The 24980-nt window shown below is 44.1% G+C and carries 25 protein-coding genes; 16 read left to right on the top strand and 9 right to left on the bottom strand.

Annotated elements, in window-relative coordinates:
• The first annotated feature begins 13 nt into the window (after nucleotides 1–13).
• Nucleotides 14–151 carry a hypothetical protein gene (locus tag JGK36_RS24170; RefSeq protein ID WP_293175524.1) on the top strand — a complete coding sequence of 46 codons (138 nt, stop codon included), beginning with the start codon at nucleotides 14–16 and terminating at the stop codon, nucleotides 149–151.
• Between the two features lie 88 nt (nucleotides 152–239).
• Here the strand turns inward: JGK36_RS24170 and JGK36_RS24165 are convergent, their stop codons facing one another.
• Complete coding sequence (locus tag JGK36_RS24165) at nucleotides 240–473, bottom strand: ATP-binding protein (protein ID WP_325315812.1); 234 nt, start codon at nucleotides 471–473, stop codon at nucleotides 240–242.
• 219 nt (nucleotides 474–692) lie between these two features.
• Between JGK36_RS24165 and JGK36_RS24160 the strand changes: the two genes are divergently transcribed.
• Complete coding sequence (locus tag JGK36_RS24160) at nucleotides 693–1034, top strand: hypothetical protein (RefSeq protein WP_293175520.1); 342 nt, start codon at nucleotides 693–695, stop codon at nucleotides 1032–1034.
• A gap of 97 nt (nucleotides 1035–1131) precedes the next feature.
• On the opposite strand, the gene JGK36_RS24155 is transcribed toward JGK36_RS24160, so the two are convergent.
• A complete protein-coding gene (locus JGK36_RS24155; protein ID WP_293175518.1) occupies nucleotides 1132–2031 on the bottom strand; it encodes an alpha/beta fold hydrolase in 900 nt (299 codons plus the stop codon).
• A gap of 229 nt (nucleotides 2032–2260) precedes the next feature.
• Here JGK36_RS24155 and speB point away from each other — a divergent pair, with 229 nt between their 5' ends.
• The 9 genes from speB to JGK36_RS24110 all read left to right on the top strand — a co-directional run bounded on the left by speB (nucleotide 2261) and on the right by JGK36_RS24110 (nucleotide 13784).
• Nucleotides 2261–3190, top strand: coding sequence for an agmatinase (speB, locus tag JGK36_RS24150; protein WP_293175516.1), 930 nt, complete (start codon nucleotides 2261–2263; stop codon nucleotides 3188–3190).
• A gap of 133 nt (nucleotides 3191–3323) precedes the next feature.
• On the top strand, nucleotides 3324–3881 hold the full coding sequence (locus tag JGK36_RS24145) for a thioredoxin family protein (protein WP_293175514.1): 558 nt from the start codon (nucleotides 3324–3326) through the stop codon (nucleotides 3879–3881).
• Between the two features lie 243 nt (nucleotides 3882–4124).
• Nucleotides 4125–4913: a molybdate ABC transporter substrate-binding protein gene (modA, locus tag JGK36_RS24140; protein WP_366039655.1), complete on the top strand. Its 789-nt coding sequence runs from the start codon at nucleotides 4125–4127 to the stop codon at nucleotides 4911–4913.
• 166 nt (nucleotides 4914–5079) lie between these two features.
• Nucleotides 5080–7074 (top strand): molybdate ABC transporter permease subunit, encoded by a 1995-nt coding sequence (modB, locus tag JGK36_RS24135; protein WP_293198224.1) that lies wholly within the window; start codon nucleotides 5080–5082, stop codon nucleotides 7072–7074.
• Between the two features lie 328 nt (nucleotides 7075–7402).
• Nucleotides 7403–7801, top strand: coding sequence for a peptide-methionine (R)-S-oxide reductase MsrB (msrB, locus tag JGK36_RS24130; RefSeq protein ID WP_293198222.1), 399 nt, complete (start codon nucleotides 7403–7405; stop codon nucleotides 7799–7801).
• 129 nt (nucleotides 7802–7930) lie between these two features.
• On the top strand, nucleotides 7931–8659 hold the full coding sequence (pyrH, locus tag JGK36_RS24125; RefSeq protein WP_293156721.1) for a UMP kinase: 729 nt from the start codon (nucleotides 7931–7933) through the stop codon (nucleotides 8657–8659).
• The gene (frr, locus tag JGK36_RS24120) at nucleotides 8646–9194 is read left to right on the top strand and encodes a ribosome recycling factor (protein WP_293175508.1); all 549 of its coding nucleotides are present in this window, start codon (nucleotides 8646–8648) and stop codon (nucleotides 9192–9194) included. Before pyrH ends, frr begins: the two co-directional genes overlap by 14 nt.
• A 771-nt stretch (nucleotides 9195–9965) precedes the next feature.
• Nucleotides 9966–10436, top strand: a complete 471-nt coding sequence (locus JGK36_RS24115) for an NADAR family protein (protein WP_293175505.1) — start codon at nucleotides 9966–9968, stop codon at nucleotides 10434–10436.
• A gap of 345 nt (nucleotides 10437–10781) precedes the next feature.
• A complete protein-coding gene (locus JGK36_RS24110) occupies nucleotides 10782–13784 on the top strand; it encodes a GAF domain-containing protein (RefSeq protein WP_293175503.1) in 3003 nt (1000 codons plus the stop codon).
• A 33-nt stretch (nucleotides 13785–13817) separates the two neighbouring features.
• On the opposite strand, the gene JGK36_RS24105 is transcribed toward JGK36_RS24110, so the two are convergent.
• The 3 genes from JGK36_RS24105 to JGK36_RS24095 form a co-directional block, all read right to left on the bottom strand.
• Entirely contained in the window at nucleotides 13818–14585 is a 768-nt protein-coding gene (locus tag JGK36_RS24105) for a pentapeptide repeat-containing protein (RefSeq protein WP_293175501.1), read from the bottom strand.
• A gap of 190 nt (nucleotides 14586–14775) precedes the next feature.
• Nucleotides 14776–14898 (bottom strand): hypothetical protein, encoded by a 123-nt coding sequence (locus JGK36_RS24100; RefSeq protein ID WP_293175499.1) that lies wholly within the window; start codon nucleotides 14896–14898, stop codon nucleotides 14776–14778.
• 218 nt (nucleotides 14899–15116) lie between these two features.
• Nucleotides 15117–15761 (bottom strand): pentapeptide repeat-containing protein, encoded by a 645-nt coding sequence (locus tag JGK36_RS24095; protein WP_293175497.1) that lies wholly within the window; start codon nucleotides 15759–15761, stop codon nucleotides 15117–15119.
• A 1051-nt stretch (nucleotides 15762–16812) separates the two neighbouring features.
• Between JGK36_RS24095 and JGK36_RS24090 the strand changes: the two genes are divergently transcribed.
• On the top strand, nucleotides 16813–17250 hold the full coding sequence (locus JGK36_RS24090; protein ID WP_293175495.1) for a helix-turn-helix domain-containing protein: 438 nt from the start codon (nucleotides 16813–16815) through the stop codon (nucleotides 17248–17250).
• A 406-nt stretch (nucleotides 17251–17656) separates the two neighbouring features.
• Nucleotides 17657–17824: a hypothetical protein gene (locus JGK36_RS24085; RefSeq protein WP_293175493.1), complete on the top strand. Its 168-nt coding sequence runs from the start codon at nucleotides 17657–17659 to the stop codon at nucleotides 17822–17824.
• Nucleotides 17825–17864: 40 nt separating this feature from the next.
• On the opposite strand, the gene JGK36_RS24080 is transcribed toward JGK36_RS24085, so the two are convergent.
• Nucleotides 17865–18221 (bottom strand): metal-sensitive transcriptional regulator, encoded by a 357-nt coding sequence (locus tag JGK36_RS24080; RefSeq protein WP_293175491.1) that lies wholly within the window; start codon nucleotides 18219–18221, stop codon nucleotides 17865–17867.
• Nucleotides 18222–18506: 285 nt separating this feature from the next.
• Between JGK36_RS24080 and JGK36_RS24075 the strand changes: the two genes are divergently transcribed.
• On the top strand, nucleotides 18507–19790 hold the full coding sequence (locus JGK36_RS24075) for an HhoA/HhoB/HtrA family serine endopeptidase (RefSeq protein ID WP_293175489.1): 1284 nt from the start codon (nucleotides 18507–18509) through the stop codon (nucleotides 19788–19790).
• A gap of 244 nt (nucleotides 19791–20034) precedes the next feature.
• Here JGK36_RS24075 and sbnB read toward each other — a convergent pair whose 3' ends face one another.
• Nucleotides 20035–21060 (bottom strand): 2,3-diaminopropionate biosynthesis protein SbnB, encoded by a 1026-nt coding sequence (sbnB, locus tag JGK36_RS24070; RefSeq protein ID WP_293175487.1) that lies wholly within the window; start codon nucleotides 21058–21060, stop codon nucleotides 20035–20037.
• 21 nt (nucleotides 21061–21081) lie between these two features.
• Complete coding sequence (gene sbnA, locus JGK36_RS24065; RefSeq protein ID WP_293175485.1) at nucleotides 21082–22134, bottom strand: 2,3-diaminopropionate biosynthesis protein SbnA; 1053 nt, start codon at nucleotides 22132–22134, stop codon at nucleotides 21082–21084.
• A gap of 230 nt (nucleotides 22135–22364) precedes the next feature.
• On the opposite strand from sbnA, the gene JGK36_RS24060 reads away from it, so the two are divergent.
• Complete coding sequence (locus tag JGK36_RS24060; RefSeq protein WP_293175483.1) at nucleotides 22365–23288, top strand: DMT family transporter; 924 nt, start codon at nucleotides 22365–22367, stop codon at nucleotides 23286–23288.
• Nucleotides 23289–23436: 148 nt separating this feature from the next.
• Nucleotides 23437–24345, top strand: coding sequence for a formyltransferase family protein (locus JGK36_RS24055; protein ID WP_293175481.1), 909 nt, complete (start codon nucleotides 23437–23439; stop codon nucleotides 24343–24345).
• Between the two features lie 46 nt (nucleotides 24346–24391).
• Here the strand turns inward: JGK36_RS24055 and JGK36_RS24050 are convergent, their stop codons facing one another.
• The gene (locus JGK36_RS24050; protein ID WP_293175479.1) at nucleotides 24392–24538 is read right to left on the bottom strand and encodes a hypothetical protein; all 147 of its coding nucleotides are present in this window, start codon (nucleotides 24536–24538) and stop codon (nucleotides 24392–24394) included.
• Nucleotides 24539–24980: the final 442 nt, after the last annotated feature.

Genomic DNA, 24980 nt, shown 5'->3' with positions numbered 1-24980 from the left:
CAGATCTGGTACAATGACAGCACTGGGTAAACTACTGGAGAGATGTTTAGCTCGTCAACTGGATGGAATGCTCGTACCAGAGGCTGCAAAACAGGCTCGATCGCACGAGCGAGAAGGGACAATATCCTTAACCCTTAGACTTATTGTATAAATCTTCTATCGCTCCCGAAACCGCAGATAAACGCAGATAAACGCAGATGTATTTCCAGATAAGTCTTCTTAAAAATTTTCAAGTTCCGTTAATAGCGATCGCCCACAGGTAAGCTCAGTATAAACGCTGTTTGACCGAGGATAGCAGTATCTAGTTGAATATCGCCACCGTGGGCCCTTGCGATTTCCCATGCTAGGCTTAGTCTCAATCCCGATCCTGCTATTTTTTGGATCTGAGTGAAGTAGCCGCGATGGAAGCGCTCAAAAATACGATCGCCCTCGCTCAAAGAAATATCCTGAGAACTATTGACAATTTTCACAATGACTCTTTTTTCCTGATTGCCTGTATGTTAAAATTGCAATTGCAAAATTTGATAAAGTCAAAGGAGCAATACGAAGGACAGTTTTAGATCTAATCTAGTATTCTTTAAGTCTCGCCCGCTCGTTTCAAAAAATCATTAAAAATGCCAGGGCTTACTCGCGATACGCTTACAGAGTCGTTAAAAAACTGTCCGAAGTATTGAAGGAGAAAAGTCATAAATATGGATAAATTACTGACAGTCCCTTTAGCAAGTTTTCCGTTGGTGGGTACTAAAAAGCAAATCACTAAATATTTAATACGCCTAAAAGCAATGCACTGTACATGGGAAGAAGATGGTAAGTATTATTTGATCGATCCTAAAAAAAACTATCTTCCTAATACGCTAAAATGTTGCACCATACGTTATCACATTGAGCGAGAAGATGATGATAAAAATTCTGACTCGTTTGTATATTATTTAACCAATCTTAACTACATTTCGCCTCAAGCGTTTCAAGAACATGAGCTAAAACCCTTATTTTGGGACTCATTGTTAAGATGTTGCGGTATTGAGGTTGACTAAAATATTAATAGATGAAATTTTAGCAATACTATTGCTATCCCCATCAGCATTACCAGGCTCCAGCCTGGTAACGAGTAGAAACTTCAACTGTCAACTATCAACTGTCAACTGTCAATTGTTTAATCCATTCGAGTAAAATCGGATTCACTAATTCCGGGGCTTCATCCTGGGGACAATGGCCTACGCCCTCCAGCGGAATAAACTTTTCTACAGCCGGAAACTTGGCTAATTCTCGCCCGAGGGCGATCGGCTCCCAAGGGTCTTTTGCGCCCCATATAATCAAAGCAGGACAGTTCAAACGCGGTAACAAATCCTCCGGTAAGGGGCCTTGAGAATAGCTGATAAATGCTACAAATACATCCACTGCGCCGTTGTCTCGCGCTGGTTTTAACAAGATTTCTACAAGTTCGTCGCTGACAGCTTCGGGACGGTGATAGGCTTGCAAAAGCACTTTTTTGACTGTATTCGGCGTTGCTAATTGTTTGAAAAATAATTGACTAATCCATTTGACATTTAAAATCTTTTGTGCTATTGGCGCTCCAAAACTGCGATACCAAGGCATTTCGGCGCGTTTGCGATCGTGCAACAAGCGCAGGGAACAATTGAGTAAAATTACACCAATGGCGATATCTGGAAAATCGACAGCGGCTTGCATAATTGCTACGCAGCCGATCGAATTTCCCACCAAAAAAGCAGGCCCGCCCGCAACTTCCCGACAAAAATCAGCAATCAACTGTCCCCAAGTCTCAAAAGTATAATCAATCTCCAGCTTGGGTGCGGGTTTCGCAGAACCGCCAAAACCGATAAGATCGATCGCAAAACAACGACAATCAGCAGCCAACGCCGGTAAATTCTTGCGCCAGTGGCCCCAAGACGCGCCGAAACCATGGACAAACACCACCGCAGGGCCCTGGGAACCCGCAGTCTGATAGCAAATCGGAAAGCCTTTCCACATCCAGGTTTGAGGCCGGGCAGCAGTTAACGTAGAAGAAGTCATATAGGTAAAAAAGTGAAAATTTAAGGGTGCAAAGGACTAAAGTCCTTACTACCAACCGTATCGCAATTCGAGGCAACCACGGAAATATACGCAAACCTTCCTTCCCTCCTCCCTCTGCGCCCTCTGCGCCCTCTGCGGTTAAATCCTCTTTCTCCTTCCTTTGTAGTTAGAGCCGCTATTATGTCAGGATTAAAGATGCTGCATTTTTTGCCTTATTCAAACTTCCCCTATGCCAACGATCATCTCAACTTCTGTCGTACCCTTTCTCGGTTCCGAAATTGTACCCGACTACGACACAGCCAAAGTAGTTATTTTACCAATTCCCTACGAAGCAACAACCACCTATCGGCGGGGGTGCGAAAACGGGCCGGCTAAACTGCTAGAAGCTTCTCACCAGCTCGAATGCTACGACGAAGAACTCGATCGCGAAGTTTGCTACGATGTTGGTATTTATACCGCATTGCCGATCGCCGATACCCGCAACCAGCAACCAGTATCATCCCTAGAAATGCTGCAAGTCACGCAACAAACCGTGCACCAGCTAATTACCGAAAATAAGTTTGTCATCTCCCTCGGAGGCGAACACAGCATCACCGCCGGCGTTGTCGAAGGCTACCGCCAAGGATACCCCGACGAACCCTTCACAGTCGTGCAAATAGACGCCCACGGCGACTTGCGGCACGAATACGAAGGCTCGATTCACAACCACGCCTGCGTGATGCGGCGGGTTGTCGATATGGGCTTACCGACACTGCAAATCGGGATTCGCGCTATCTGCAAAGAAGAAGCCGACTTGATTAAAGCCAAACAGCTAAACGTGTTTCGAGCTCGGGAAATAGCTAATCAACCGGATTGGGCCGATCGCGCAATTGCTAGCATAACAACCAAACGAGTATTTTTGACGATCGACCTAGACGGCATCGATCCGACATTAATACCAGGAGTTGGCACGCCGGAACCAGGTGGGTTAAATTGGTATTCGCTCACCGGATTTTTACGCCGGTTATTCGAGTCCTACGAAGTCATCGGCTGTGACATCATGGAACTAGCACCTGTTGTAGATTCTGTAGTCTCAGAATTTACCGCCGCCAAACTAACATACAAAATGATTGGATATCAAGCTCTGGCGAAAGGTTGGCTAAAGCAAGACGAGGAATAAATCGCCAAGTCCGAATTCAAATAGGCTGTTAGTCAGGCTATAATTAAGGTAAAGTCCAAAAATAACCTATTAGATTCGCACCGATCCTTTCATCTTTCATCTTAGAAAATACTGCTCCTCACATCCTGAAAAAATGAGTTTAATCAGCGAAACAACAGGTACTCCCATTAACGGCTACGCTCCCGATTTTGAACTTCCGGGAGTTGACGAAGACGTTCACCATTTATCTCGATATTTAGAAAAATTTCGAGCGATAGCGGTGATATTTTTGTGCAATCAGTCTCCCTGCGTCCAGTTGTATCTCAATCGCCTCAAACAACTGCAAGCAGATTTTCAAGATAGAGACGTTACTTTAATCGGGATTAATGCTAATGATGCCAACCAGCATCCCGACGAAAATTTTGAAAATATGAAAATTTTTGCAGCCAACAATCAACTCAACTTCCCGTACATCCGAGATATGGCTCAAGATGTGGCTGAAAGTTTTGGGGCTTCTCATACGCCGGAGGTTTTTTTGTTAGACCAAGACGGCAGATTGCGCTATAAAGGTTTAATAGACGACAATGCCGACAATTCAGAAGCGGTGCAATTTTCTTATTTGCGAAGTGCGATCGACCAATTGCTGAATGACCAACCGATAGAACCTTCGAGTACAGAGGCGATCGGTTGTGCCCTCAAATGGCGGGAATAGACGGCGGTTGAAACCGCCAGAAAGTCAAACATAGACGGCGGTTGAAACCGCTCCTACACAAACATAGACGGCGGTTGAAACCGCGTCTACACAAACAATGTCCGCCTCCGCGGACTGAAGAAGATAACATATTTTAACCGCTTGCTCTTCAACCCGCGGAGGCGGGTTTTGTATGTATCGACGCGGTTTCAACCGCCGGGTCTTCAACCGCCGGGTCTTCAACCGCCGGGTCTTCTATTTCCCATGAACTCAAAAAATACACATATTCTCAATTTAATTATCGCAGGAATGGTGGCGATCGCACTACTGATTAGTTGCACTCCAGCCACAACGCAGCAGCGCACATCTTTAACCATATCCGCTGCTATCAGTCTTTCGACAGCCTTAACAGAAATCAAAACAGTATATCAAAGCAGCAATCCCAATGTTAATATTACCTATAATTTTGGTGCTTCCGGCGCCCTAGCCCAGCAAATTCAGCAAGGAGCCCCAGTAGATGTATTTTTTAGCGCCGCTACCAAACAAATGGATGCTTTGCAGCAAGCTAATTTGCTCCTCAACCAGACACGACGAAACCTCCTGACAAATCGCCTGGTATTGATTGCACCCAAAAATAGCGCTGTTTTGACCGATTTTAAACAGTTGACAGATGTTAAAATCAAGAAAATTGCGATCGGCGAACCCAACAGCGTCCCCGTCGGACAATACGCCCAAGAAATGCTAACTAAACTAGGATTGTGGCAGCAAATTAAGCCAAAATTAGTGCTAGGAAATAACGTCCGCCAAGTGCTGACATTTGTCGAAAGCGGAAACGTTCATGCTGGCATAGTCTACGCCACTGACGCCAAAACATCCGACAAAGTAACTGTACAGCTAACGGCCGCCGCAAATTTGCACTCGCCCATTGTCTATCCCCTAGCAGTTATCAGAAACAGCCGCCATCCCGCTGCCGCAAAAACGTTTGTTGAGTTCTTGGCGGGCGATCGCGCTAAAATAGTATTTCAGAAATATGGATTCGGTTTAGCTCGTTAATTAGCTAAGATTAAGACGGCGGTTGAAACCGCGTCTACACAAACGAAGTCCGCCTCCGCGGACTGAATAAAATAACATAATTTTAATCTCCTGTTCTTCAACCCACGGAGGTGGGTTTTGTCTGTATAGACGCGGTTTCAACCGCCCGGTTTTATTAATCCCAAATATGGAATTCGACTTATCTCCATTGTGGATATCCCTAAAAGCATCCGCCATCGCCACATTTCTTACATTCTTTCTCGGAATCGCCGCCGCCCGCTGGATGCTTTCAACTCGCATCCGAGGTAAAGCCTTAATTGAAGGCATTTTCATCTCTCCCTTAGTTTTGCCGCCCACAGTAGTCGGATTCTTGTTGCTGCTGCTGTTTGGGAGAAATGGCGCGATCGGTCAATTGTTGCTAAAATTCGACTTAACAATCCTCTTCACTTGGCAAGCCGCCGTCATTACAGCCACAGTCGTATCATTTCCCCTGATGTACAAAACTGCTTTGGGATCTTTTGAGCAAATTGATGCCAATCTTCTCAACGCAGCCCGCACTTTAGGCGCCTCCGAATGGACAGTTTTTTGGCGGATTATGCTACCTCTAGCCTGGCCGGGAATTTTAGCAGGAACTATTCTCGCATTTGCCCGCGCTTTGGGTGAATTTGGCGCGACTTTGATGTTAGCTGGGAATATTCCCGGACAAACTCAAACTATCCCGATGGCAATTTATTTTGCTGTGGAAGCTGGGGATATGAGGCAAGCTGCTATTTGGGTTTTGATTGTGCTCAGTCTTGCTTTGAGCGTGCTTACTGCTGTTAATTATTGGACTGATTTACAAAAAAAATCTCCCCAACCAAATCCCCACTATACTAATCCTAAGTCAGCCACAAAACTGGTTCAGGCTTATCCTCGGGACGGGCAAGATGCCCATCCCACAATTCTGGACGGGCAAGATGCCCATCCCACAACTCATTTAGGATTGGGATATAAATGGGACGGGCAAGATGCCCATCCCACAACTTATTTAGGATTGCCATATAAACGGCAATCTCATATTCCCAAAAATGCACCAAATCTTACCCCAAAATACCCAACAAAACAATCGCAAAGTGGACTTTTTCTAAACATCTTTAAACCTCTTTCTGGCTTTGCCTTAAATGTCGGTTTCGATATCGGGCAGGAAGTGCTGGGAATTTTGGGCGCGTCGGGTTCTGGCAAGAGCATGACTCTGCGCTGCATCGCCGGTTTGGAAACTCCAACTAGCGGTAAAATTGCAGTCAATGGTAAGGTTTTATTTGACTCAGTACAGGGCATTAATGTGCCTTCTAAAGACCGCCGTATCGGTTTTTTGTTTCAAAACTATGCTTTGTTTCCGCACTTGACTGTGGCTGAAAATATTGCCTTTGGCTTGCAGCATTTATCTACAAGCGAGCAACAACTTCGAGTCAAAGAACAATTAATTTCGGTGCAAATGTCGGGACTTGAAAATCGCTATCCGCAGGAACTTTCGGGTGGCCAGCAGCAGCGGGTGGCTTTGGCGAGGGCGATCGCGAGTTCGCCAGATTTGCTGCTGTTAGACGAACCGTTTTCGGCTTTGGACACGCACTTGCGGAGTCAACTGGAACGGGAGTTAATGCAGGCTTTGGCTAATTATCGAGGCATTACTTTGTTTGTCAGCCACAATTTAGAGGAGGTTTATCGGGTGTGCGAGAATCTGTTGGTTTTGGCTGATGGAAGTGCGATCGCCTTTGATACCAAACAGAACATTTTCGATCGCCCGCGCAACTTCACCGTCGCCCAGTTGACTGGCTGTAAGAACTTCTGTGCTGCTAAACCGATCTCCGAAACTGTCGTGGAGGCGATCGACTGGCGCTGCGATCTGACTGTCGCCGAACCAATTCCCAAATCTCTAGTTTCTGTAGGAATTCGGGCTCATCAAATCAGTTTTGTTAGCGCCGCGCGCGATCGCGAAAATACATTTGCTTGTTGGATCGCCTCAACCGTGGAAACTCCCCACCGGGTGACATTATATCTCAAGTTGCACTCGCCTCCCCACGATTCCCAAGATTATCACTTGCAAGCTGAAGTTTTCAAGGAAAAGTGGCGGGCGATTAAAGACAATCCTTTTCCCTGGTATGTTCATTTGGAGCCAATTAGGTTAATATTAATGGAGGCATGATACCAATTTTTTATGAGGTGGCTCCCGAATCAGATCCCCCCTAACCCCCCTTAATAAGGGGGGGACAAGATTCTTCTCAAAGTCCCCCTTCTTAAGGGGGATTTAGGGGGATCGGATTCTATGCAACGACCCATTAAATTGGTATGAGTTAACTAGCTATAGCCGAAGGAAGAAGATAGATGTGAAGATGCAATAAAATCAATGGTTTTAGCAATTAATAACGTCCTAACTACCTTAGTCGTTGCTATATATACAGTCAACAGTCAACAGTCAACAGTCAACAGTCAACAGTCAACAGTCAACAGTCAACAGTCAACAACATTAAATCATGACAGACAAAGTTAAGAAAACCGATGCCGAATGGCAACAGCAACTAACGCCAGAACAGTTCAAAGTCACCAGAAAAAAGGGAACAGAAAGAGCTTTTAGCGGCGAATATCACGACAACAAAAAGCCGGGAATTTATAAGTGTATTTGCTGCGGCACTGAGCTATTTGAATCAGAAACAAAATACGATTCCGGTACCGGTTGGCCGAGTTTCTACGCTCCCATTAAAGAAGAAAATGTCAGGAATGAGGCGGATAATGCCTTGTTCATGCGCCGTACTGAGGTACTGTGTGCTGTTTGTGACGCTCATCTCGGCCACGTATTCAACGATGGGCCCAGGCCAACCGGTCAGCGTTACTGCATGAATTCTGCTGCTCTTGATTTCGTTCCCAAGGAATAAATTTAGTCGAGAGTTCTCACCCAGGTGTGCTGGAACAAGCTCAAAAGCCTGTTCCAGCCAATTGATGTTCAAAATGCACCCGTGCTGCTATCTTATGGTGGAGACAAAAGAGTAAAAAATAGTGGCGGCATGGGGATGGTTTATCAGCGGGTTTTGCTGAAGCTCAGCGGTGAAGCGCTGATGGGTAGCTTGGGCTACGGTATCGATCCGGTAGTCGTTGGGTCGATCGCCCAGGAAGTGGCGAAAGTCGTTTCCGAAGGGATTCAAATCGCGATCGTTGTCGGCGGCGGCAATATTTTTCGTGGCGTGAAAGCTGCTTCGGCAGGGATGGATCGGGCAACAGCCGACTATGTGGGCATGATTGCTACGGTAATGAATGCTATCACTTTGCAGGATGCACTGGAACAAGCAGGAGTGCCAACAAGGGTACAATCGGCGATCGCCATGCAAGAAGTAGCTGAACCCTACATTCGGCGGCGCGCCATTCGTCACTTGGAAAAAAAACGGGTAGTGATTTTTGGTGCCGGTTCTGGTAATCCTTTCTTTACTACTGATACTACAGCCGCTTTGCGGGCGGCTGAAATTGATGCAGAGGTGATTTTTAAAGCGACGAAGGTAGATGGGGTGTACGATTCTGACCCCCACGTCAACCCAGACGCACGCAGGTATCAAACCCTCACCTACGCCCACGTCTTGAACCAAGACTTGCGGGTGATGGACAGTACCGCGATCGCCCTGTGCAAAGAAAATAATATTCCTATTATGGTATTTGACCTCTCGGTATCGGGCAACATCTACCGAGCCGTAATGGGAGAATCTATTGGAACTCTTGTCGGAGGATTTTGTGAAGTTAGCTGAAGCAGAAGATCATATGCAAAAGGCAGTTGAGGCTACTCAACGGTCTTTTAATACTATCAGGACGGGACGGGCCAACGCCTCCCTCCTCGATCGAGTCATGGTAGATTATTACGGAGCTCCAACTCCGATCAAATCCCTTGCCAATATCGGAACCCCGGATGCGACAACGATCAACATTCAACCGTTCGATCGCACAGCGCTTACCTCAATCGAAAAAGCAATTTCCCTGTCCGATGTAGGCCTCGTACCTAACAACGACGGTTCAGTTATTCGCTTGAACATTCCACCGCTTACAAGCGAAAGACGCCAAGAATTCGTCAAAATGGCCTCGAAGTTTGCCGAAGAAGGTAAAGTCGCAATTCGCAATATCCGTCGCGATGCCGTTGACTCGATTCGCAAGCAAGAAAAAAGCAGCGATATCTCTAAAGATGAATCGCGAGACTTGCAAGATAAAATTCAAAAACTGACGGACAAGTACATTGCCAAAATAGAAGATGTTCTGGCATCGAAAGAGAAAGACATCACGACAGTTTAGAGTCTGAGAAATTGGGCATGGGGAAAGTGCAGCAATCTTAGCCGGAAAAAGGAAAATAAAGTATAGCCTTTCTCAAAAAAGTGAGGTATGCCCTATGCCCGGTTTGGCCTATGCCCACGGAGCCCTATGCCCACGGAGCCCTATGCCCACGGAGCCCTATGCCCATGAGTACCTCATATGGGGGATCGAAAGGCTATATGTATTCTTAAATCCCAATTTCTGGCGATCGATTCCTCATTCCCAATTCTCGATCGTTAATTACAATAGAAATTACATCGTTTCCGTTGCCTCAGCATCGGAATCATAATTTTTTCATGAAATCCCCACTTGCAACCGCGTCAGACAATAACAACTGAGTTCTTTGACTTGTACTCCTAGGGCGCGCACCGCACATCATCAGAGAAGCTGCTGCGCCAGATCGATTTCTCTGGCGATTGAGAGGCATAGAAGGCGATATAAAGAAACGAATTAACGATTTTTGATGACGATCGAAATATACAATTTAAATGCACAAGTGCAATTCGTCAAGCGAGTATCTCAGCTTTTTATTTGAGTGCGAGCGGGACAACACTCAAATAATACCAATTTTCAACGAAATAACAGTATTATTGTTCCCCCCCTGATTCATGGGGGGGCTAGGGGGGGTCGAAGAGTGTTGCACACTCTTCGATAAATGGTATAAAAAATGCTTTTTATCAAAATTAGATGCTCCCTTCGTCAATACTGTAAAATTGAAAATGTAAAATTTAATATCTAATATCTAATATCATTATGATAATTTATTTTTATAAAGTAGAGGATCCTTACGGCTGCTTTTCCAATTTTTCACTACACGACATTTGCTTGTACGGTCAAGATTGGTTGACTGTGGAACATTACTATCAAGCCCAAAAATTTGTCGGTAGCGCTGATGAAAGATTAGTGGCCGCAATTCAATCCGTACCAACTCCTCAGGAAGCCGCCAAATTAGGCCGCGATCCAAACCACCAAATGCGCCCTGATTGGGAAGCGGTAAAAATTCCCATTATGCGCGAGGCAGTTTTAACTAAGTTTCTCACTCATTCAGACATTCAAGCTATTCTCCTCGCCACAGGGGATCGAGTGATTGTGGAGGATTCGCCAACAGATTACTACTGGGGGTGCGGCTGCGAGGGAACGGGCCAAAATCATTTGGGTAAAATTCTGATGAGCGTGCGAAGCGAAATTAGTCAGCGCCCGGGGCCAGATCAAAACTCACATTAATCTATCATTATATGAAGTTATACAAACTAATGTCAACTTATCCTAAAAATAAATAATTCTGAGACTGAGAATTCAAGATTGCAAGAAATTGATAAGAGGATTAAAATAATAATTATCATTTGGTTAAGTCGCCCTGTCTGTAGAAGGCAAGGAATACACCACAGGCGATCGCCGATTTTTGTTCTTCAGGGTGCCACAGGGGATACACGGTCGTCACTAAGCAGTACGCCACGGATTAATAGTAAAGCTCGGTTTAGTCAAAAACTCAGGCTCGTAAAGTTGAGTTCGATCGCGAATGTAGATCAAAACTTCTTATTATCATTCCATAATTGCCAAAGGAGATTTATGCAAATCACAGAAAATACGCAAGAATTACATCATAAACTAGACAAAGAAGTTTTGGTAAGGCGAATCACAGAACGCATCCGCCAATCTCTAGAATTAGAAGATATTTTAACCAGTACAGTAGCAGAAGTGCGGTCTTTTCTGAAAACAGATCGCATTATGATCTACAGGTTTAGTGCCGACGGCTGCGGAGAAGTTGTTGCCGAATCAATTAATAATATATATCTCCCTTCCTTGAAAGGTCTCCATTTTCCAGTAGACGACATTCCTCCCAGCGCGCGGGAGATGTATGTCCGTATGCGCCAGCGGACAATAGTAGATGTTAACTCCGAGACGATCGCCCTCAGTCCCGTTGATGCTGCGGATACCGGTCAACCTTTAGTAAATGAAGAAATCCACTATCGCTCGCTCGATCCTTGCCACAAAGCTTACTTGATGGCAATGGGAGTCCAATCTTCCTTAGTCGTGCCAATTTTGCACCACAGGAGTGTGTCGCAACAGAACAAAACAGAGATCTGCGAGGCCCCCGCCTGCGTAAGTAGATGCGAGCCTGGAAGCGATCGCCAAACTCACATCGAACTGTGGGGACTGTTAGTGGCTCACCACTCCTCCCCCCGCAATATTTCATCCACAGATTTAGAAGTAGTTCAGCTCGTAGCAGATCAATTGTCGATCGCCATCGGCCACTCGCTCCTGCTCCAAAAAACCCGCTCTCAAGCATCTCGGGAAGCCACCGTCAGTCGCGTCGCAGCCCTGTTGTACGGTCAGATCGACATTCAACTACAACAGGCTTTGGAAGCCACTGTCACTGCTTTGGGGGGGAGTGGCGGCCGACTCTATCTCAACCCCCGGAAAATCAACAGCGAACAGTTACCGGTTCCCCAGATCGATCGAAGATTTCCCATTGCCCCTACTGCGATCGATGCTACCTTTGAACTGTTCGTCACAGGGACTCAACCGACACTTCCCCATTGGGAAACAGTCAGCGCGATCGAAGCTCATCCCCTCTGGCAACAATGGCTAACCACAGGATTGAAAAATACCCCCGATTTTCCCAAATTCCCAATTCCCAATTCCCAATTCTGGGCTTGGATAATTACAGACTTATACAAAGAATCTCTATTTAGAGTGTTAGTTCCAGCTTTCCAAGGAACTCAAATTCGGGGTTTGCTGGTAATTCCCCTCCACTACCAACAACAAGTAGTTGGCTGTTTGACCGTTTTTCGCAATGAAATTGATACCGAAAAAATGTGGGCGGGGCGCTTTGACAGCAGTGTTGCACAAATCCTTCCCAGACAATCCTTTGAAGTCTGGCGAGAAATCAAAAAAGGTCAGTCGCCCGAGTGGAAATGGGAGGAGATCGAGCAAGCTTTAGCGATAGGGAGCCAATTTTGTTCGGCAATTGGGCAGTACCTTCTTCATAAAGAAGTGCAAGCCCTGAATGCCAACTTAGAGCGCCAAGTTCAAGAGCGTACCGCCCAATTGCAAAAATCCTTAGAGTTTGCCCAAGTATTGACGCGAGTCAGAGACCAAATTCGCAGCACCTTGGATTTAAAGACCATACTGCAAACTATTGTGCGGGAAGTGAGAGTTTTGTTAAATACCGATCGCACGGTAATTTTCCAATTTGGTGCCTGCGAACACGGCGAGGTAGTTGTTGAAGCTGTTCGCGGCCACTGGCAGTCAATTTTAGGTATCAAATCTCCACATGAATGCTTTCCCGAAGACTCAGACTGCTTTTATCGATCGGGACGGATGCGAGCAATTAATGATATTTATACTGAGGATTTAACGCCCTGTCACCGCGAATTTTTGGAAAACTTGCAGGTGAGGGCAAGTTTAATTGTGCCGATGATCGGCAAAGATGCCGAATGTTGGGGGTTGCTGATTGCCCACGAGTGTTCTGGGCCGAGGGTTTGGCCAACCGCAGAACAAGAGTTACTGCAAAATTTGGCCTCTCAAGCTGCGATCGCCATTCATCAAGCAGAACTTTATCAAGAAAGTCTGAATGCAGCAGCAGCCGATCGAACAAAAGCCGAACAACTAGCTAAAACCGTCACTGAACTGAACAATACCCAAGCCCAACTGATTCAAACCGAGAAAATGTCCAGTCTCGGACAACTGGTGGCCGGCGTCGCCCACGAAATCAATAACCCCGTTAACTTTATCTACGGCAATCTCTCCCACGCCAGCGAATACAGCAAAGATTTGCTCTGCTTGGTGGATCTCTACCGCCAGCACTATCCCAATCCCAACCCAGAAATTAGCGAGTGTGCCGAAGCAATCGACATCGAATTTCTTGCCACAGATTTGCCAAAAATTTTGGGTTCTATGAAAGTAGGAGTTGAGCGCATCCGCCAGTTAGTTGTATCTTTACGCAATTTTTCCCGGCTCGATCAAGCTCAAAAGAAAGGCGTTGACATTCACGAAGGCATCGACAGTACCCTGTTGATTTTGCAGCACCGGATCAAAGCCCAGTCGGATCGCGCCACCGTAGAAATCATTAAAGAATACGGCAATTTGCCCTTAATTGAATGCTATGCCAGCTCGCTCAATCAGGTATTTATGAATCTGATCGGCAATGCCATTGACGCCATAGAAATGGGACAAATAGATCGAGTTGTGAATGTTAACTCCCTAGGGGCAAGTACAGCCGTGACATATTTGAGTTCGCAACAACTGGATGTCGGGACAGTAGATATAAAGGTCAATACCGAGTGTTTGATACCTGATTCACCATCCCCTTGCATTCGGATTCGCACCGAATTAATTGATGAAAAAACAGTAGGAATTTGCATTGCAGACAACGGTCACGGCATCCCCAAAGAGTTAATTTCTCACATTTTTAATCCCTTTTTTACTACTAAACCCGTCGGTCGGGGGACGGGTTTAGGACTGTCTATCAGTTATCAAATTGTAGTTGAGAAACACCAAGGGGTACTCAAGTGTGTTTCTGTACCCGGTCAGGGTACAGAGTTCTGGATCGAGATTCCTCTGAATTAGTAAGTTAACAGTTAACAGTTAACTTACTAACAACTATAGAAAATTCAGCAGAAGAGAAGTGAGCGACTCCAGAATACTCATAAAGCTGCCGCCCCCAGTGCGCGGCTCCGTTGGCTTTTGGCGGGCCACAATTGCTTCTGCTAGCTGCTTTGACAATTCCTGACCTTGGGGATTTCCTTGAGTGGTAAAGAGTTGGTTTGCTCTTGCAACATCTTGAGCCGCGCCGGCGAAGTCTCCCAAGTCAGCGCGAGACATACTGCGCGCAAAATAAACCGCAGCTATATCCGATTTCAGATTCAGGGCTTGATTGTAATAGTCAATGGCGTTTCTGTAGTTTCCCGCTTGAGCTTCCAGCACTCCCAATCGGTAGAAGTCTTCTGCGGTACCAATATTAGTTGGCATTCCTCTAGCACCCAGCAGTTGGGCGTTAGTTAAATTGGCGTCAGTTAAATTGGCGTTGCTGAGATAGGCGCTTCTCAAGTCAGCACCGCTGAGGTTTGCCCCCGTCAGGTTTGCTCCCGTCAGGTTGACGCCAAACAAACTGGTGCCGCTGAGGTTTGCCCCGCTGAGATCTGCCCCAGTGAGGTTGGCTCGGCTGAGGTTAGCCAATCTCAAGTCAGCGCCTTTGAGATTTGCTCCTGTTAAGTTGGCTAAAACCAGACCAGCGCTGCTGAGGTCGCAGTTTGGGCACTGTCGGGTGGCTAGTAATTGTTGCGTGTGTTGAATGTTCTCGGCCTGTGCAGGGGCTAGAGGGGCGATCGCGCTCAGCAGCGTTGCAGCAGCCATGATTCTGAGTTTCATCTTAAGCATCCAAAATCCCAATTAATAAATCTAAAATAGCTTTTATCGCAGCAATTGAAAATCTAGATCGCAGACATTGCTAAATATTGCCAGATTCTCAGCTATCTATCCCAGACATCATACATAGGGCTGACGCACGAGTGGTCAGAAACCGGGTTTTTTAGGAAAATCTTTCGTTGTAGTCCACAGATTAGGTGAAAAACCCGGTTTCTTTGCCCTTAATCCGTCCAGGACTGATACATTGAAATTCACCAGAAAGAATTGGTTGAAAGCCCCAACCCTTTGAGGGAGAAATGAAAATCAGACTATTCATTACTCCAATCCTCTTCCTTCTAGGTAGAGGTCGCTCTCAAACTGTCAACTGTCAACTGTCAACTGTCAACTGTCAACTGTCAACTGTCAACTGTCAACTGTTGAAGGTCTCACCAGAGTTTCAAATAAACGTTTTGCTATCAATAAATTAGGGTAACAAAAAAAATGTTACCCTTAGTATTGGTTCTCGCCAACCATAACATTTAAGACGTAAATTAATCAATCGTGAATCGTACCGTCAGGCATCGTCGCACCCTTAAGATATACTCCGCTCAGGTTAACTTTTGTCAGGTTTGCTCCCAACAGGTTTGCCCCGCTTAAGTCTGAGGCACTTAAAATTGCTTCAGTCAAATCTGCCCTAATTAGGCTCGCTCCCATTAAGTCGGCTCCGCTGAGGTCTACTTTAGTTAAGTTGGCTCCAATTAAATCTGCTTCTGTGAGAACGGCCCTTCGCAAGTTTACTCCGTAAAGGTTTACTCCGTGCAAGTCTGTACGAGAGAGTGTTGCCCGAGATATGTTGGCTCCGATTAAACTTGCTTGGATCAGGGAAGCTCCACTTAAGTCTGCTTTGCTAAGATTTGCTCCCATCAACTCAGCTCGATACAGGTTAGCTTCAGCTAAAAGTGCTTCGGTGAAGTCGGCTCCAGCTAAGTCGGCTCTGCTCAAATTGATCTGGCACAAATTGGCTTTGCCAAAGTTGACTCTGCTGAGTTTGGCTTTGCTGAGATTGGAGCCAATCAAGTCGGCTTCAGACAGATTGACTCCAATCAATTCTGCTTCGTAGAGGTAGACTTCGTGCAGGTAGACCCCACTAAAATTTCTTTCTCCTATTCCGTATAGCTTGAGCAATTCGTCAACGTTCATTTTGGCTTCTCTACACCTTTTAAATGAACAATACTCTCCGCAAGCTGCTTGCACCGGATCTTCTGCCATTTTAGACTTGAGATGCTAAAAGATTCACGCCCAGTACAAGACTGCCCTAGACCGTTTGGGGAGGTTGAAGGACAAAACAGGATGCTTGTTCACCTGGGTAAAAATGTTTAACAAAAATGTCAATGTTATCGTACTTCCTAACTAAATCAAAGAATTCTCGCTGGAAAGTGCGATCGAGGCCATAACTTTTTATGGCTAGTTGAGGTTACTGAGTATTTGTGTGATAACGATCACTAATTAATGTTAGTAGTATCACATAGAAGCAACGTTTTCGATCACGACAGGCAGGCGAAAATAGCCGATAGTGGTACTGTGATGTTGAAAATTTGACAATCCCACGGTAGACGTGTTTTACTCAACTGGCGATCGAGCAAGTAATTTCACAGAGGCCTGCCCGCGTGCCGTGAAAGTTGGTTGCACCGTCACTCGGCGCGATCCGCTTCGGCCCATCAGAGTGCTAATGTCTCAGGATTTCTCACAAAGGGAAAGCCAGAAATACACTTCTGGGAGCAGGATAATCTGTGTCTAAATGTGCTTCTAGCTAGCGTACAGACCAAGGTTATATGCTAGCTATAAATCGCCAAGACATTCGCAAAAATTACCAAAAAACACCAGAAAAACCATGATATATGTTTAACAAAAAGAGAATAAATGGTATTCCTTAAAAGTCAACTATTGCAGCTAATGTTGCGGTCGATCAGTTAACTGATATCAGTATTAGCAATGATGCTTGTGCCATCCAATACCAAACTGACTCATAAACCGGGTCTTTCACCAAAAGACGCGTTCCAGCCCTTGCTCCAGGTAAAAAAAAACAAGCTTCTGAGCATCTGAGTAAGTCCAGGCATGAAAAAGTTTAATTGAGATAGCTTGTCTATTCCTTTCTTGGCAAGCAAAAGGCGAGCATTTAGGAGGGGAGAAGATTTTTCTCCCCAGTCAAAAAAAACAATTGTATAGTGCGAATCCTCGTGAGGTAATTGATATGGCTGGAGTATGTAAACTTAGCATCACAGAGACCACAGAAGAACTAAAAAGCCTGTTAACCGAACAAAAAACGGCAAGCGGCTTTCAAAAAATTCAAGCACTTTACCTGTTCAAAATTTGTCACGTTAAGACAGTTAAAGAATTGGCAATGACGATCGGCGTAAACCGCATTACTGTGCAGCGGTGGCTGAGAAAGTACAGATCTGATGGACTTGAAGGACTCCTGGAAACCAAGCACAGCGGTGGCAGGAAGCCGGCGATTCCTCCTCTGGCCCGCGCTAGTTTGGCAATGCGCCTCAGCGATCCCCAAAAAGGCTTTAAAAGCTATGGAGAAATTCAAGAGTGGTTGCAGCAGGAATACAGCATAGAAGCTTCCTATAAGGCCGTTTACGCAACAGTCAGATACCAGCTCAAAGGCAAGTTGACGAAAGTTTAGATAGACAGTTCATCCCAAGTCTGGTTAATCACCGTCCAATTGTTGATACTCAGAGTTTAAAGCTGTTGATGACTTTGGTTGTCACTAAAAACTCACTACTTCTTTTTGAACTAAGATCGCTCTCACCAACTGCCGATCGTATAAATTATCTGTTGTGCCGATTGGGTTGAGGGGGAAAATATTTGATGGTTTTCCCTGGTTGGTGAAAGATGCTTAAGCAATGCGCCCGAATTCATAACTTGCAAGTTGTGTCTAATTTGCAGGTTTTGTTATAGAAGAATGAAGAAGTCATTAGTCATCAGTCATCAGTCATCAGTCATCAATAACGGCTTGCTTCAGGATAAAAAGAAGGAAGAAGCCAGCCTTTAGTTATCGTCGCGAGAGACTTTTCTTTGCAGTTGATCGCATGAGTAAAGCGATCGCGCGCCAGAACTTCCCAACCATCAGTCATCAGTCATCAATAACGGCTTACCTCAGGAGAAAAAGAAGGAAGAAGGCAGCCTTTAGCGATCGTCGCGAGAGACTTTTATTTGCAATTAATCGGATGAAGAAAGCGCACGCCAGAACTTCCTAACCATCTGGCGGGGCTGGTATATGTAAAAAAATGGCAGCGACTAAGGCAAAAACCGATCCAAAGCAGCTTTCAACTCTTCTATTTCGGTATCGATATTGCCTTCTTTCGCGGCTCTGGCAATGCACTGAGTTAAATGTTCGTCAAGAATGATTCTTGCTACGCGATCGAGCGCGCCTCGAACTGCTGCAACTTGCACGAGAACTTCGGGACAGGGACGGTTTTCTTGTACCATGGTTTTGATGCCCCGGACGTGTCCCTCAATCCGAGATAAGCGATTAACCAGCCGTCGCATCGATTCTTCATCGTGATGGTGAGGGTGGACTGATTGATTGTCGTGATGGTGGTGGTGGGAATTTGAGGGTACGGATTTGTCAGTAGAAGTGTCAGATATAATCATCAGGGTTGTGCCATTTGAGATTTGAGATTTGAGATTTGAGATTGGGGAATGAGTTATTCCGTAATGGTTTAGAGCGCTGGACTACAGTTGAATTCTTTTTTTGAAGCTGGTATTACTAGGGAAAATTTTCAAGTTAGAATTGAGAATATGTTGAGTTTGTGCTGGCTCCAGACTCGTGTATTGTAGCTCTCTAAATATATTTAGGATCTTCATAGCGGCAGATTATTGAGTCCGCTCGATCGCACGCCTTTACCAGAATAACCCAGACTAACAAAGATTGACGCTATGCGACTATTTAAGTTTTTTGGCTCCGCACCCCGCACCGATCGCTGGTTCGGACTCATCTTAGGAATGACGATCGCCCTGAGCGCTCTCTTCATCAATGCTGCACCCGCTTCTGCCGCAGACGGCAAAAATCCGCCCAACTGGCAGGAACAGCCCAAAAAAGCCGTGCAGCAAGTACATTGGAGTTCCCCAGCAACTCTCCCAAATCCGCAAATGCTAGCGCTGCGGAGCCCGGAACTCCCGGTGGCTGTGGCGGCAGATACCAGCAGTTTTGTGACGGCGGCAGTCGATCGAGTCGGGCCTGCTGTTGTCCGGATTGATACCGAGCGCACTGTCAGCCGCAACCTCGACCCCTTAATGGAAGACCCCTTCTTCCGCAGATTTTTGGGAGAAGATTTGCGGAGCATGACGCCCAGACAAGAACACTTGCGGGGTCAAGGTTCTGGCTTCATCATTGACAAAAACGGGATTGTGTTAACCAATGCTCACGTGGTTGACAAAGCCGATCGAGTAACTGTCACCTTAAATGACGGCCGGACATTTCCAGGAGAAGTCCAAGGTACTGACGAAGTAACAGATTTGGCTGTTGTCAAAATTAATACCAAAGGTGTTAACTTGCCCGTGGCAGCACTGGGAGATTCCGATGCGGTGAAAGTCGGTGATTGGGCGATCGCCGTGGGCAACCCCCTCGGATTTGACAATACCGTCACTTTAGGCATTATTAGCACTTTGAAGCGATCGAGCGCAGCCGTCGGCATTCCCGACAAGCGCCTCGATTTCATTCAAACAGACGCCGCCATCAATCCCGGCAATTCCGGCGGGCCGCTGTTGAACAGCAGAGGAGAAGTGATTGGCATCAACACGGCGATTCGGGCGGATGCAATGGGTATTGGGTTTGCGATTCCGATCGACAAAGCGAAAGCCATCTACGCCCAGTTAGCCAAGGGAGAACAAGTCAGCCATCCGTTTTTGGGGATTCAGATGATTGCTTTGACTCCGGAAATGGCCAGAGAGAATAATTCTGACCCCAATGCTCCTTTGATTGTGCCCGAAGTTACAGGGGTATTGGTGATGCGAGTTGTACCCAATACGCCTGCTGAGAAAGCCGGGATTCGGAAAGGAGATGCGATCGTTCAAATTGAGGGCGAGAAAGTGACTCAACCCGAACAGTTGCAAAATTTGGTGGAAAATAGCCAAATTGGTCAAATTTTGAAACTGAAGGTGCGCCGCGGTTCCCAGGTTAAGGAAGTTGCTGTGACAACTGCTCAATTGAGAGATTTTTAGAGCTGAAGGAGAAGGGGGGAGATTGTTAAAAACTCCCCCCAAAAAGTTTGTAGTGAGGACTTTAGTCCTATCTTGATAGTTCTAGCTAATAAATGACTTAAACGGAGTGGAAAATATTGAACTCAAAAAAGTCACACAGCTCTAATTTAATGGGTTATGGAGGTTCCGATCGCTCCTGTGCGATCGACCCACAACAGTCAATCAACTCTCAGCAGTCGATCGATCATAGCAATCGATATGTTATCTATATTCGTGTGGGTTCGTAAAAAAAATCTGGAATGGAAACAGTTATTTTTTCCAAGACTGCCCTTTGATATACATAATAAGCAACAGCAAGATCAAGGATTCCCATACCAAATGGCGAATATACGGTTGGCTTGTGTATGTCTAAAGTGAGTTTTCCTTGAATAAGTTGATCGATAGTTCCTGTAACAAAATCTCGGTTTCCAACTTCTTGCTCGGTAAGATGCAAAGATGTTGCAGATTTTAAACAGTGATCTACATCATCGACAATGTTGTTTGACTCAAGAATAATTTTTGATGATAAATCTCGCAAAGATAAATGCAAAATAATTGGATTGTGGGAAAAGACACTAATATCGTCAATATATGGTGCATCAGCCGTTGTAGTAAAACTAATCAAATCACAAGATGAAATCAGGTTTTCTTTGGTCGATGAGATTTGAACTTCCTTGATTCCTCTCTCTTGAGCATACTCTTTCATCGCCATACTGTACTCATCAGCTAAGTCAAACAAATCTAGTGCAGATATTGTCCAACCAGTATTTAGCAAAAATTTCAAGACATAACGAGCAATTAGTCCGCATCCAACAATCCCCAATCTTTTGACTGTTTTTGGTTTGATAAGATTTTGGGCTGCTAAAACTGCTGAAGCGGCGGTTCTAGAAGCACTTATAATCGAGCCTTCAAGACAGGCTATTGGATATCCAGTTTCATAATCATTGAGAATAATCACCGCAGATGCACGAGGGATTCCATGGGCGATATTTTTGGGAAAACTGGCAATCCATTTTATCCCTGAAATATTGAATTCTCCTCCCAAATGTGCAGGTAAAGCAATGATTCTCGCTTCTGGCTTTTCTGGATATTTCAAAAAATAACTATCTGGGTTTATGGTGTTTTTGTCTCCATGAGTAAGATATGCTTTTTGAACTAAATCAATTACATTCGCATAGTTAGTTTGGAGTATTTCATTAACTACTGAACCAGAAATAACTGTAAAATTTTGCTCTATGGTGTTTGTTTTCATGGAATTAATTTTTATTGGTCTTTATATTGCGTTAAGGCAATGAGGAAAGCGTTCCGAAACCCACCGATCGTCATAAATTGTATCTAGGTAGCTCTCTCCTAAATCAGGACTTATTGCTACTATACTTTTCGCTGCATCCAGTTTATGTGCATAAGCTTTGATGCCTGCCAAAACTGTTCCAGTCGAACCTCCGACTAAAAATGTTTTTTCGCGTAGTAAATATCGACACATTTTTATCGTGTCCTCTTCTTTAACTACTACAATATCATCAATTAGACTTTTATCTACCAATTCTGGTTTTCGACTTGTACCTAGTCCTGGAATATATCTTTTACTAGAAGGTAAATCGAAAGTAACCGAGCCAAAGGTATCAACTGCAATAACTTTTGTTTTTAGCTTGCGATCTCTAATGTATTCAGCACATCCCATTAATGTACCTGTAGTACCTGCACCAATAAATAAGTAATCAACCTCTGAAAAGCTTTCAAAAATTGAATGTGCTGTACTCAGATAATGTGCATTTTTGTTCTCGCAGTTCGCATATTGATTCAGCCAAAATAAATTTTTATTTTCTTTAAGCAATCGCTTAATTAAATCAATTCTGCTATTTAAAAATCCTCCATTTTTATCTCTATCTTTAACAATTACAAGCTCGGCTCCGAACAATTTTATATATTTCTCATTCCTAGACGAAATGTTTGGATCGCTGATACAGGTAAAGCGATATCCTTTAGTCGAACAAGCTAGGCTAGCCGCCACTCCTAAGTTACCAGACGAAGATTCGATAATATGGGTACGATCCGGTGATATCTCTCCTTTTTCTTCGAGAGCCTCTATCATACGTATAGCAGGTTTTATTTTGATAGACCCTGCTGGATTAAATCCTTCAACCTTCAAAAATATATCTGCTTTCAAAGACAAAAAATTGTTTAATTTACAAAAAACTTTGTCGAGAACCAGTTCCAAACAGTTTTCAGCAATCAATGGAGATATCATCAAACCTGAGCAAGATGATTTGAAATTCTCAGACAAAATTAAGGGTGTTTCCGTATCTGGTGCATCGTAAGAATTCATAAATTTGTTAAAAGTCTTGGATGGAGAATAAACAGTTTATGTGATGTTTATGTTTCGCATACTTTCGAGCTTTCTCTATCAATAATATCATGATGTTATTGCTTCTGGGATGGGGGGGGTACCCCTCATCTCAAAATGACACTCCACAAGTATTATGGAAGATAAGAATGTTAAGTATCTGAACAAAAAAAACTACAGATTTGTATTGCCTTAAGGAATGATTAACAACTATGCTCACATCTGACTCGAAAAAGATTCAGTTATTACGTTATAAGGGACTTATTATGGTGCTGGTGGCGGCCACCTTGTGGGGACTTTCTGGTACGGTGGCACAAAAGCTTTTTCAAAATGAGGGATTTACTCCTGGTTGGCTCGTAACAATGCGCCTGCTAATCTCAGGAATATTGTTATTAATAACTGGATGTTTCCGAAATAATTTCCATCAAGTTTTTGCTGTGTGGCACGAGCCCAAAGATAGGATTCGATTAGTGATTTTTGGAATTATTGGTATGTTGGGAGTACAGTATACCTATTTCGTGGCAATTCAAACTGGTAATGCTGCTACGGCAACCTTATTGCAATATTTGGCTCCATTATTTATTATGGTTTACTTAGCAATAAAGTACAATCGAATTCCGAATTATCAAGAGTTTATAGCCCTGGGATTTGCCCTCTTAGGTACATTCCTTCTCGTAACAAATGGATCTATTCACCAGTTATCCGTCTCCAGTGCCTCAATAGCATGGGGATTAAGTTCTGCAATTGCACTTGCATTTTACACATTATATCCATCAGGTTTGCTACAACGTTGGGGTTCTGAAGTAATCATTGGGTGGGGCATGATTATAGGAGGTATTGCATTATGCCCGATCGCTTCTCCTTGGCAAATTCAAGGTCAACATTGGTCTATCATTACTGGTTTGTTAGTAAGTTTTGTGATTGTATTTGGCACAGCAATCGCTTTTTATCTCTATATAGACAGTCTTCGATACATTACACCTACAGAAGCCAGTTTATTAGCCAGTGCAGAGCCTTTGTCGGCTGTAGCTGCATCGGTTATTTGGCTTCGCTTACCACTGAGTCTTTTTGAAGGTATCGGTGGACTATGTATTGTTGGTACAGTGTTGATGTTGTCCCTACGTCCCAGAAATTAAAGCAAAACATTATTAAATTCAACTAGAAAGATAATTGATCGGAGCGATCAAAAATTAGTTTTTTGATAGATATATAAATCAAGAAAGTTTATCAGCTTGCAGCCGTTAACTAAACTGTAATTTAAATCAATAGAGGTTCATACTAACCGTGAAAACAAACAATCAGCCTTGTAATTTTTTCTTAATGACTGAAAATAGCTTTCATCCAACTTATTTAGTGTCACAATGGTACACCAAATTCCAAGGAAACCCATTTTTTAGAGGTATTCTCATACGAGATGATAAAAATGATGCTTCACACCAGAGTAAAGAGCGATTTCATCAATTACATCAGAAGGAAAAACTTTTAACAAGTGATTCTCTACAGGAAATCCAAACATTATATGGTGGACTTAGTAAGACGGAAGAAGCTATGATAAGATTATTTGGAATACCTGCATTGGCACAAAACTCATTTCAAAAAAGTATCTTTTTAGGTAAAACTATAAATAGTGAAAAAGTGAAGGAGTGGCTACAAATAGAATGTAAAAATGAAGGTAAGATTTGTATGTTTGTGTTTTTGGATAAGATTCTTAGTCCTTGGTGGATTGAATTAACAGAAGGTAACATTATTAATGCTCATTCTGCTGTTCTTCCTTATGCAAGAGGTATGTTTGCTATCGAAAATATGGCATCTCGTGGTGATATCGAAGAATTTCAACGAGTTGCTGGAGCGTCTGTTCATTATGTAGATGAAGGCGTAGATACTGGCCCTATTATTCGGGCTGTCAGAATAAAAGATCCCTTTGAATTTCAATCCTTGTCGGAGGTAAAAGCTTATAGTTATAAGCTGGCTTTCGATCTTCTGATACAACAAGCTTCAGAAATGATCGAAAATCCTCAAATACAATCTGTGGGGATCAAAGCCTATCCTACACTCATCAGTCCTGTATTTTCTAGAAAAGACTACACTCCCCAGGTCGAAGAACTCGCCGAAAAGAGATTTATAGAAATGAAACAAGATTCAGTCAACGCTATAAAAACAAAAACAACCTATAAGAAAATTCCTACGGGATAGATCCTCGACTTCTTTAAGAATTCGGGGATCTGGGTATAAAGTAAAGTCACCAGCCAGCAGATGCTTCCCAGTCGGTAATCGCTGCTTGCTGCCATGCTTCATCCTCATCGGTTAATTCATCGCTCAGTTCATCCAGCAATAAACAGGCTTCTACCATTGCCTGTTGTTCTTGTTGTTTGCGCCATGCTTGCAATAAAACCTCAACTAGCCGACTGCGATTTCTACACGCTGGTCAATGTAACGCACTAACTCATCTGGCAAAGAGATATAGCAATCCTAAATCATTATCAAGGTTATGATATAATTATATGCAATACTTGATTGTCACAAAAAGATGAATAAATTACAACCACAAAAAGTATCCGCTCAATAATTCGGGGTAGCAGAGAAAAAAAGTAAGCAGAGTAAAAAAAGTGTTATAAAATAGGACACATGACGCCAAAGACTATTTCACAAGACAAGTCATCCTCCAATATACTGCAAACCATCGACCCCTCAGGTATTGCAGACCAATCAATGCGTCAGACAGTAGAGCTCTTAGGGGCTTGCAATTAAATATAACCCCAGTTATCCTAGAAGAGTAGGAACCAAAAAATCTGACATAAGTGGTTGTGACTTCTGTAAGTGGGATGCTA

Origin of the sequence: Microcoleus sp. PH2017_35_SFW_U_B (assembly GCF_020737865.1) — a bacterium.
GTDB lineage: Bacteria > Cyanobacteriota > Cyanobacteriia > Cyanobacteriales > Microcoleaceae > Microcoleus.
This window is presented reverse-complemented; position numbering and strand designations above follow the sequence as displayed.

Bases quoted from the DNA above. Each gene is read 5' to 3' on its own strand.
- modA (WP_366039655.1), top strand. From the start codon at position 4,125: ATGAACTCAAAAAATACACATATTCTCAATTTAATTATCGCAGGAATG.
- JGK36_RS24075 (WP_293175489.1), top strand. From the start codon at position 18,507: ATGCGACTATTTAAGTTTTTTGGCTCCGCACCCCGCACCGATCGCTGG.
- JGK36_RS24090 (WP_293175495.1), top strand. From the start codon at position 16,813: ATGGCTGGAGTATGTAAACTTAGCATCACAGAGACCACAGAAGAACTA.
- JGK36_RS24105 (WP_293175501.1), bottom strand. From the start codon at position 14,585: ATGAAACTCAGAATCATGGCTGCTGCAACGCTGCTGAGCGCGATCGCC.
- JGK36_RS24110 (WP_293175503.1), top strand. From the start codon at position 10,782: ATGCAAATCACAGAAAATACGCAAGAATTACATCATAAACTAGACAAA.
- JGK36_RS24170 (WP_293175524.1), top strand. From the start codon at position 14: ATGACAGCACTGGGTAAACTACTGGAGAGATGTTTAGCTCGTCAACTG.
- JGK36_RS24060 (WP_293175483.1), top strand. From the start codon at position 22,365: ATGCTCACATCTGACTCGAAAAAGATTCAGTTATTACGTTATAAGGGA.
- JGK36_RS24115 (WP_293175505.1), top strand. From the start codon at position 9,966: ATGATAATTTATTTTTATAAAGTAGAGGATCCTTACGGCTGCTTTTCC.
- JGK36_RS24095 (WP_293175497.1), bottom strand. From the start codon at position 15,761: ATGAACGTTGACGAATTGCTCAAGCTATACGGAATAGGAGAAAGAAAT.
- sbnA (WP_293175485.1), bottom strand. From the start codon at position 22,134: ATGAATTCTTACGATGCACCAGATACGGAAACACCCTTAATTTTGTCT.
- JGK36_RS24145 (WP_293175514.1), top strand. From the start codon at position 3,324: ATGAGTTTAATCAGCGAAACAACAGGTACTCCCATTAACGGCTACGCT.
- pyrH (WP_293156721.1), top strand. From the start codon at position 7,931: ATGGGGATGGTTTATCAGCGGGTTTTGCTGAAGCTCAGCGGTGAAGCG.
- msrB (WP_293198222.1), top strand. From the start codon at position 7,403: ATGACAGACAAAGTTAAGAAAACCGATGCCGAATGGCAACAGCAACTA.
- JGK36_RS24080 (WP_293175491.1), bottom strand. From the start codon at position 18,221: ATGATTATATCTGACACTTCTACTGACAAATCCGTACCCTCAAATTCC.
- speB (WP_293175516.1), top strand. From the start codon at position 2,261: ATGCCAACGATCATCTCAACTTCTGTCGTACCCTTTCTCGGTTCCGAA.
- modB (WP_293198224.1), top strand. From the start codon at position 5,080: ATGGAATTCGACTTATCTCCATTGTGGATATCCCTAAAAGCATCCGCC.
- sbnB (WP_293175487.1), bottom strand. From the start codon at position 21,060: ATGAAAACAAACACCATAGAGCAAAATTTTACAGTTATTTCTGGTTCA.
- JGK36_RS24100 (WP_293175499.1), bottom strand. From the start codon at position 14,898: ATGAATAGTCTGATTTTCATTTCTCCCTCAAAGGGTTGGGGCTTTCAA.
- JGK36_RS24160 (WP_293175520.1), top strand. From the start codon at position 693: ATGGATAAATTACTGACAGTCCCTTTAGCAAGTTTTCCGTTGGTGGGT.
- JGK36_RS24155 (WP_293175518.1), bottom strand. From the start codon at position 2,031: ATGACTTCTTCTACGTTAACTGCTGCCCGGCCTCAAACCTGGATGTGG.
- JGK36_RS24085 (WP_293175493.1), top strand. From the start codon at position 17,657: ATGAGTAAAGCGATCGCGCGCCAGAACTTCCCAACCATCAGTCATCAG.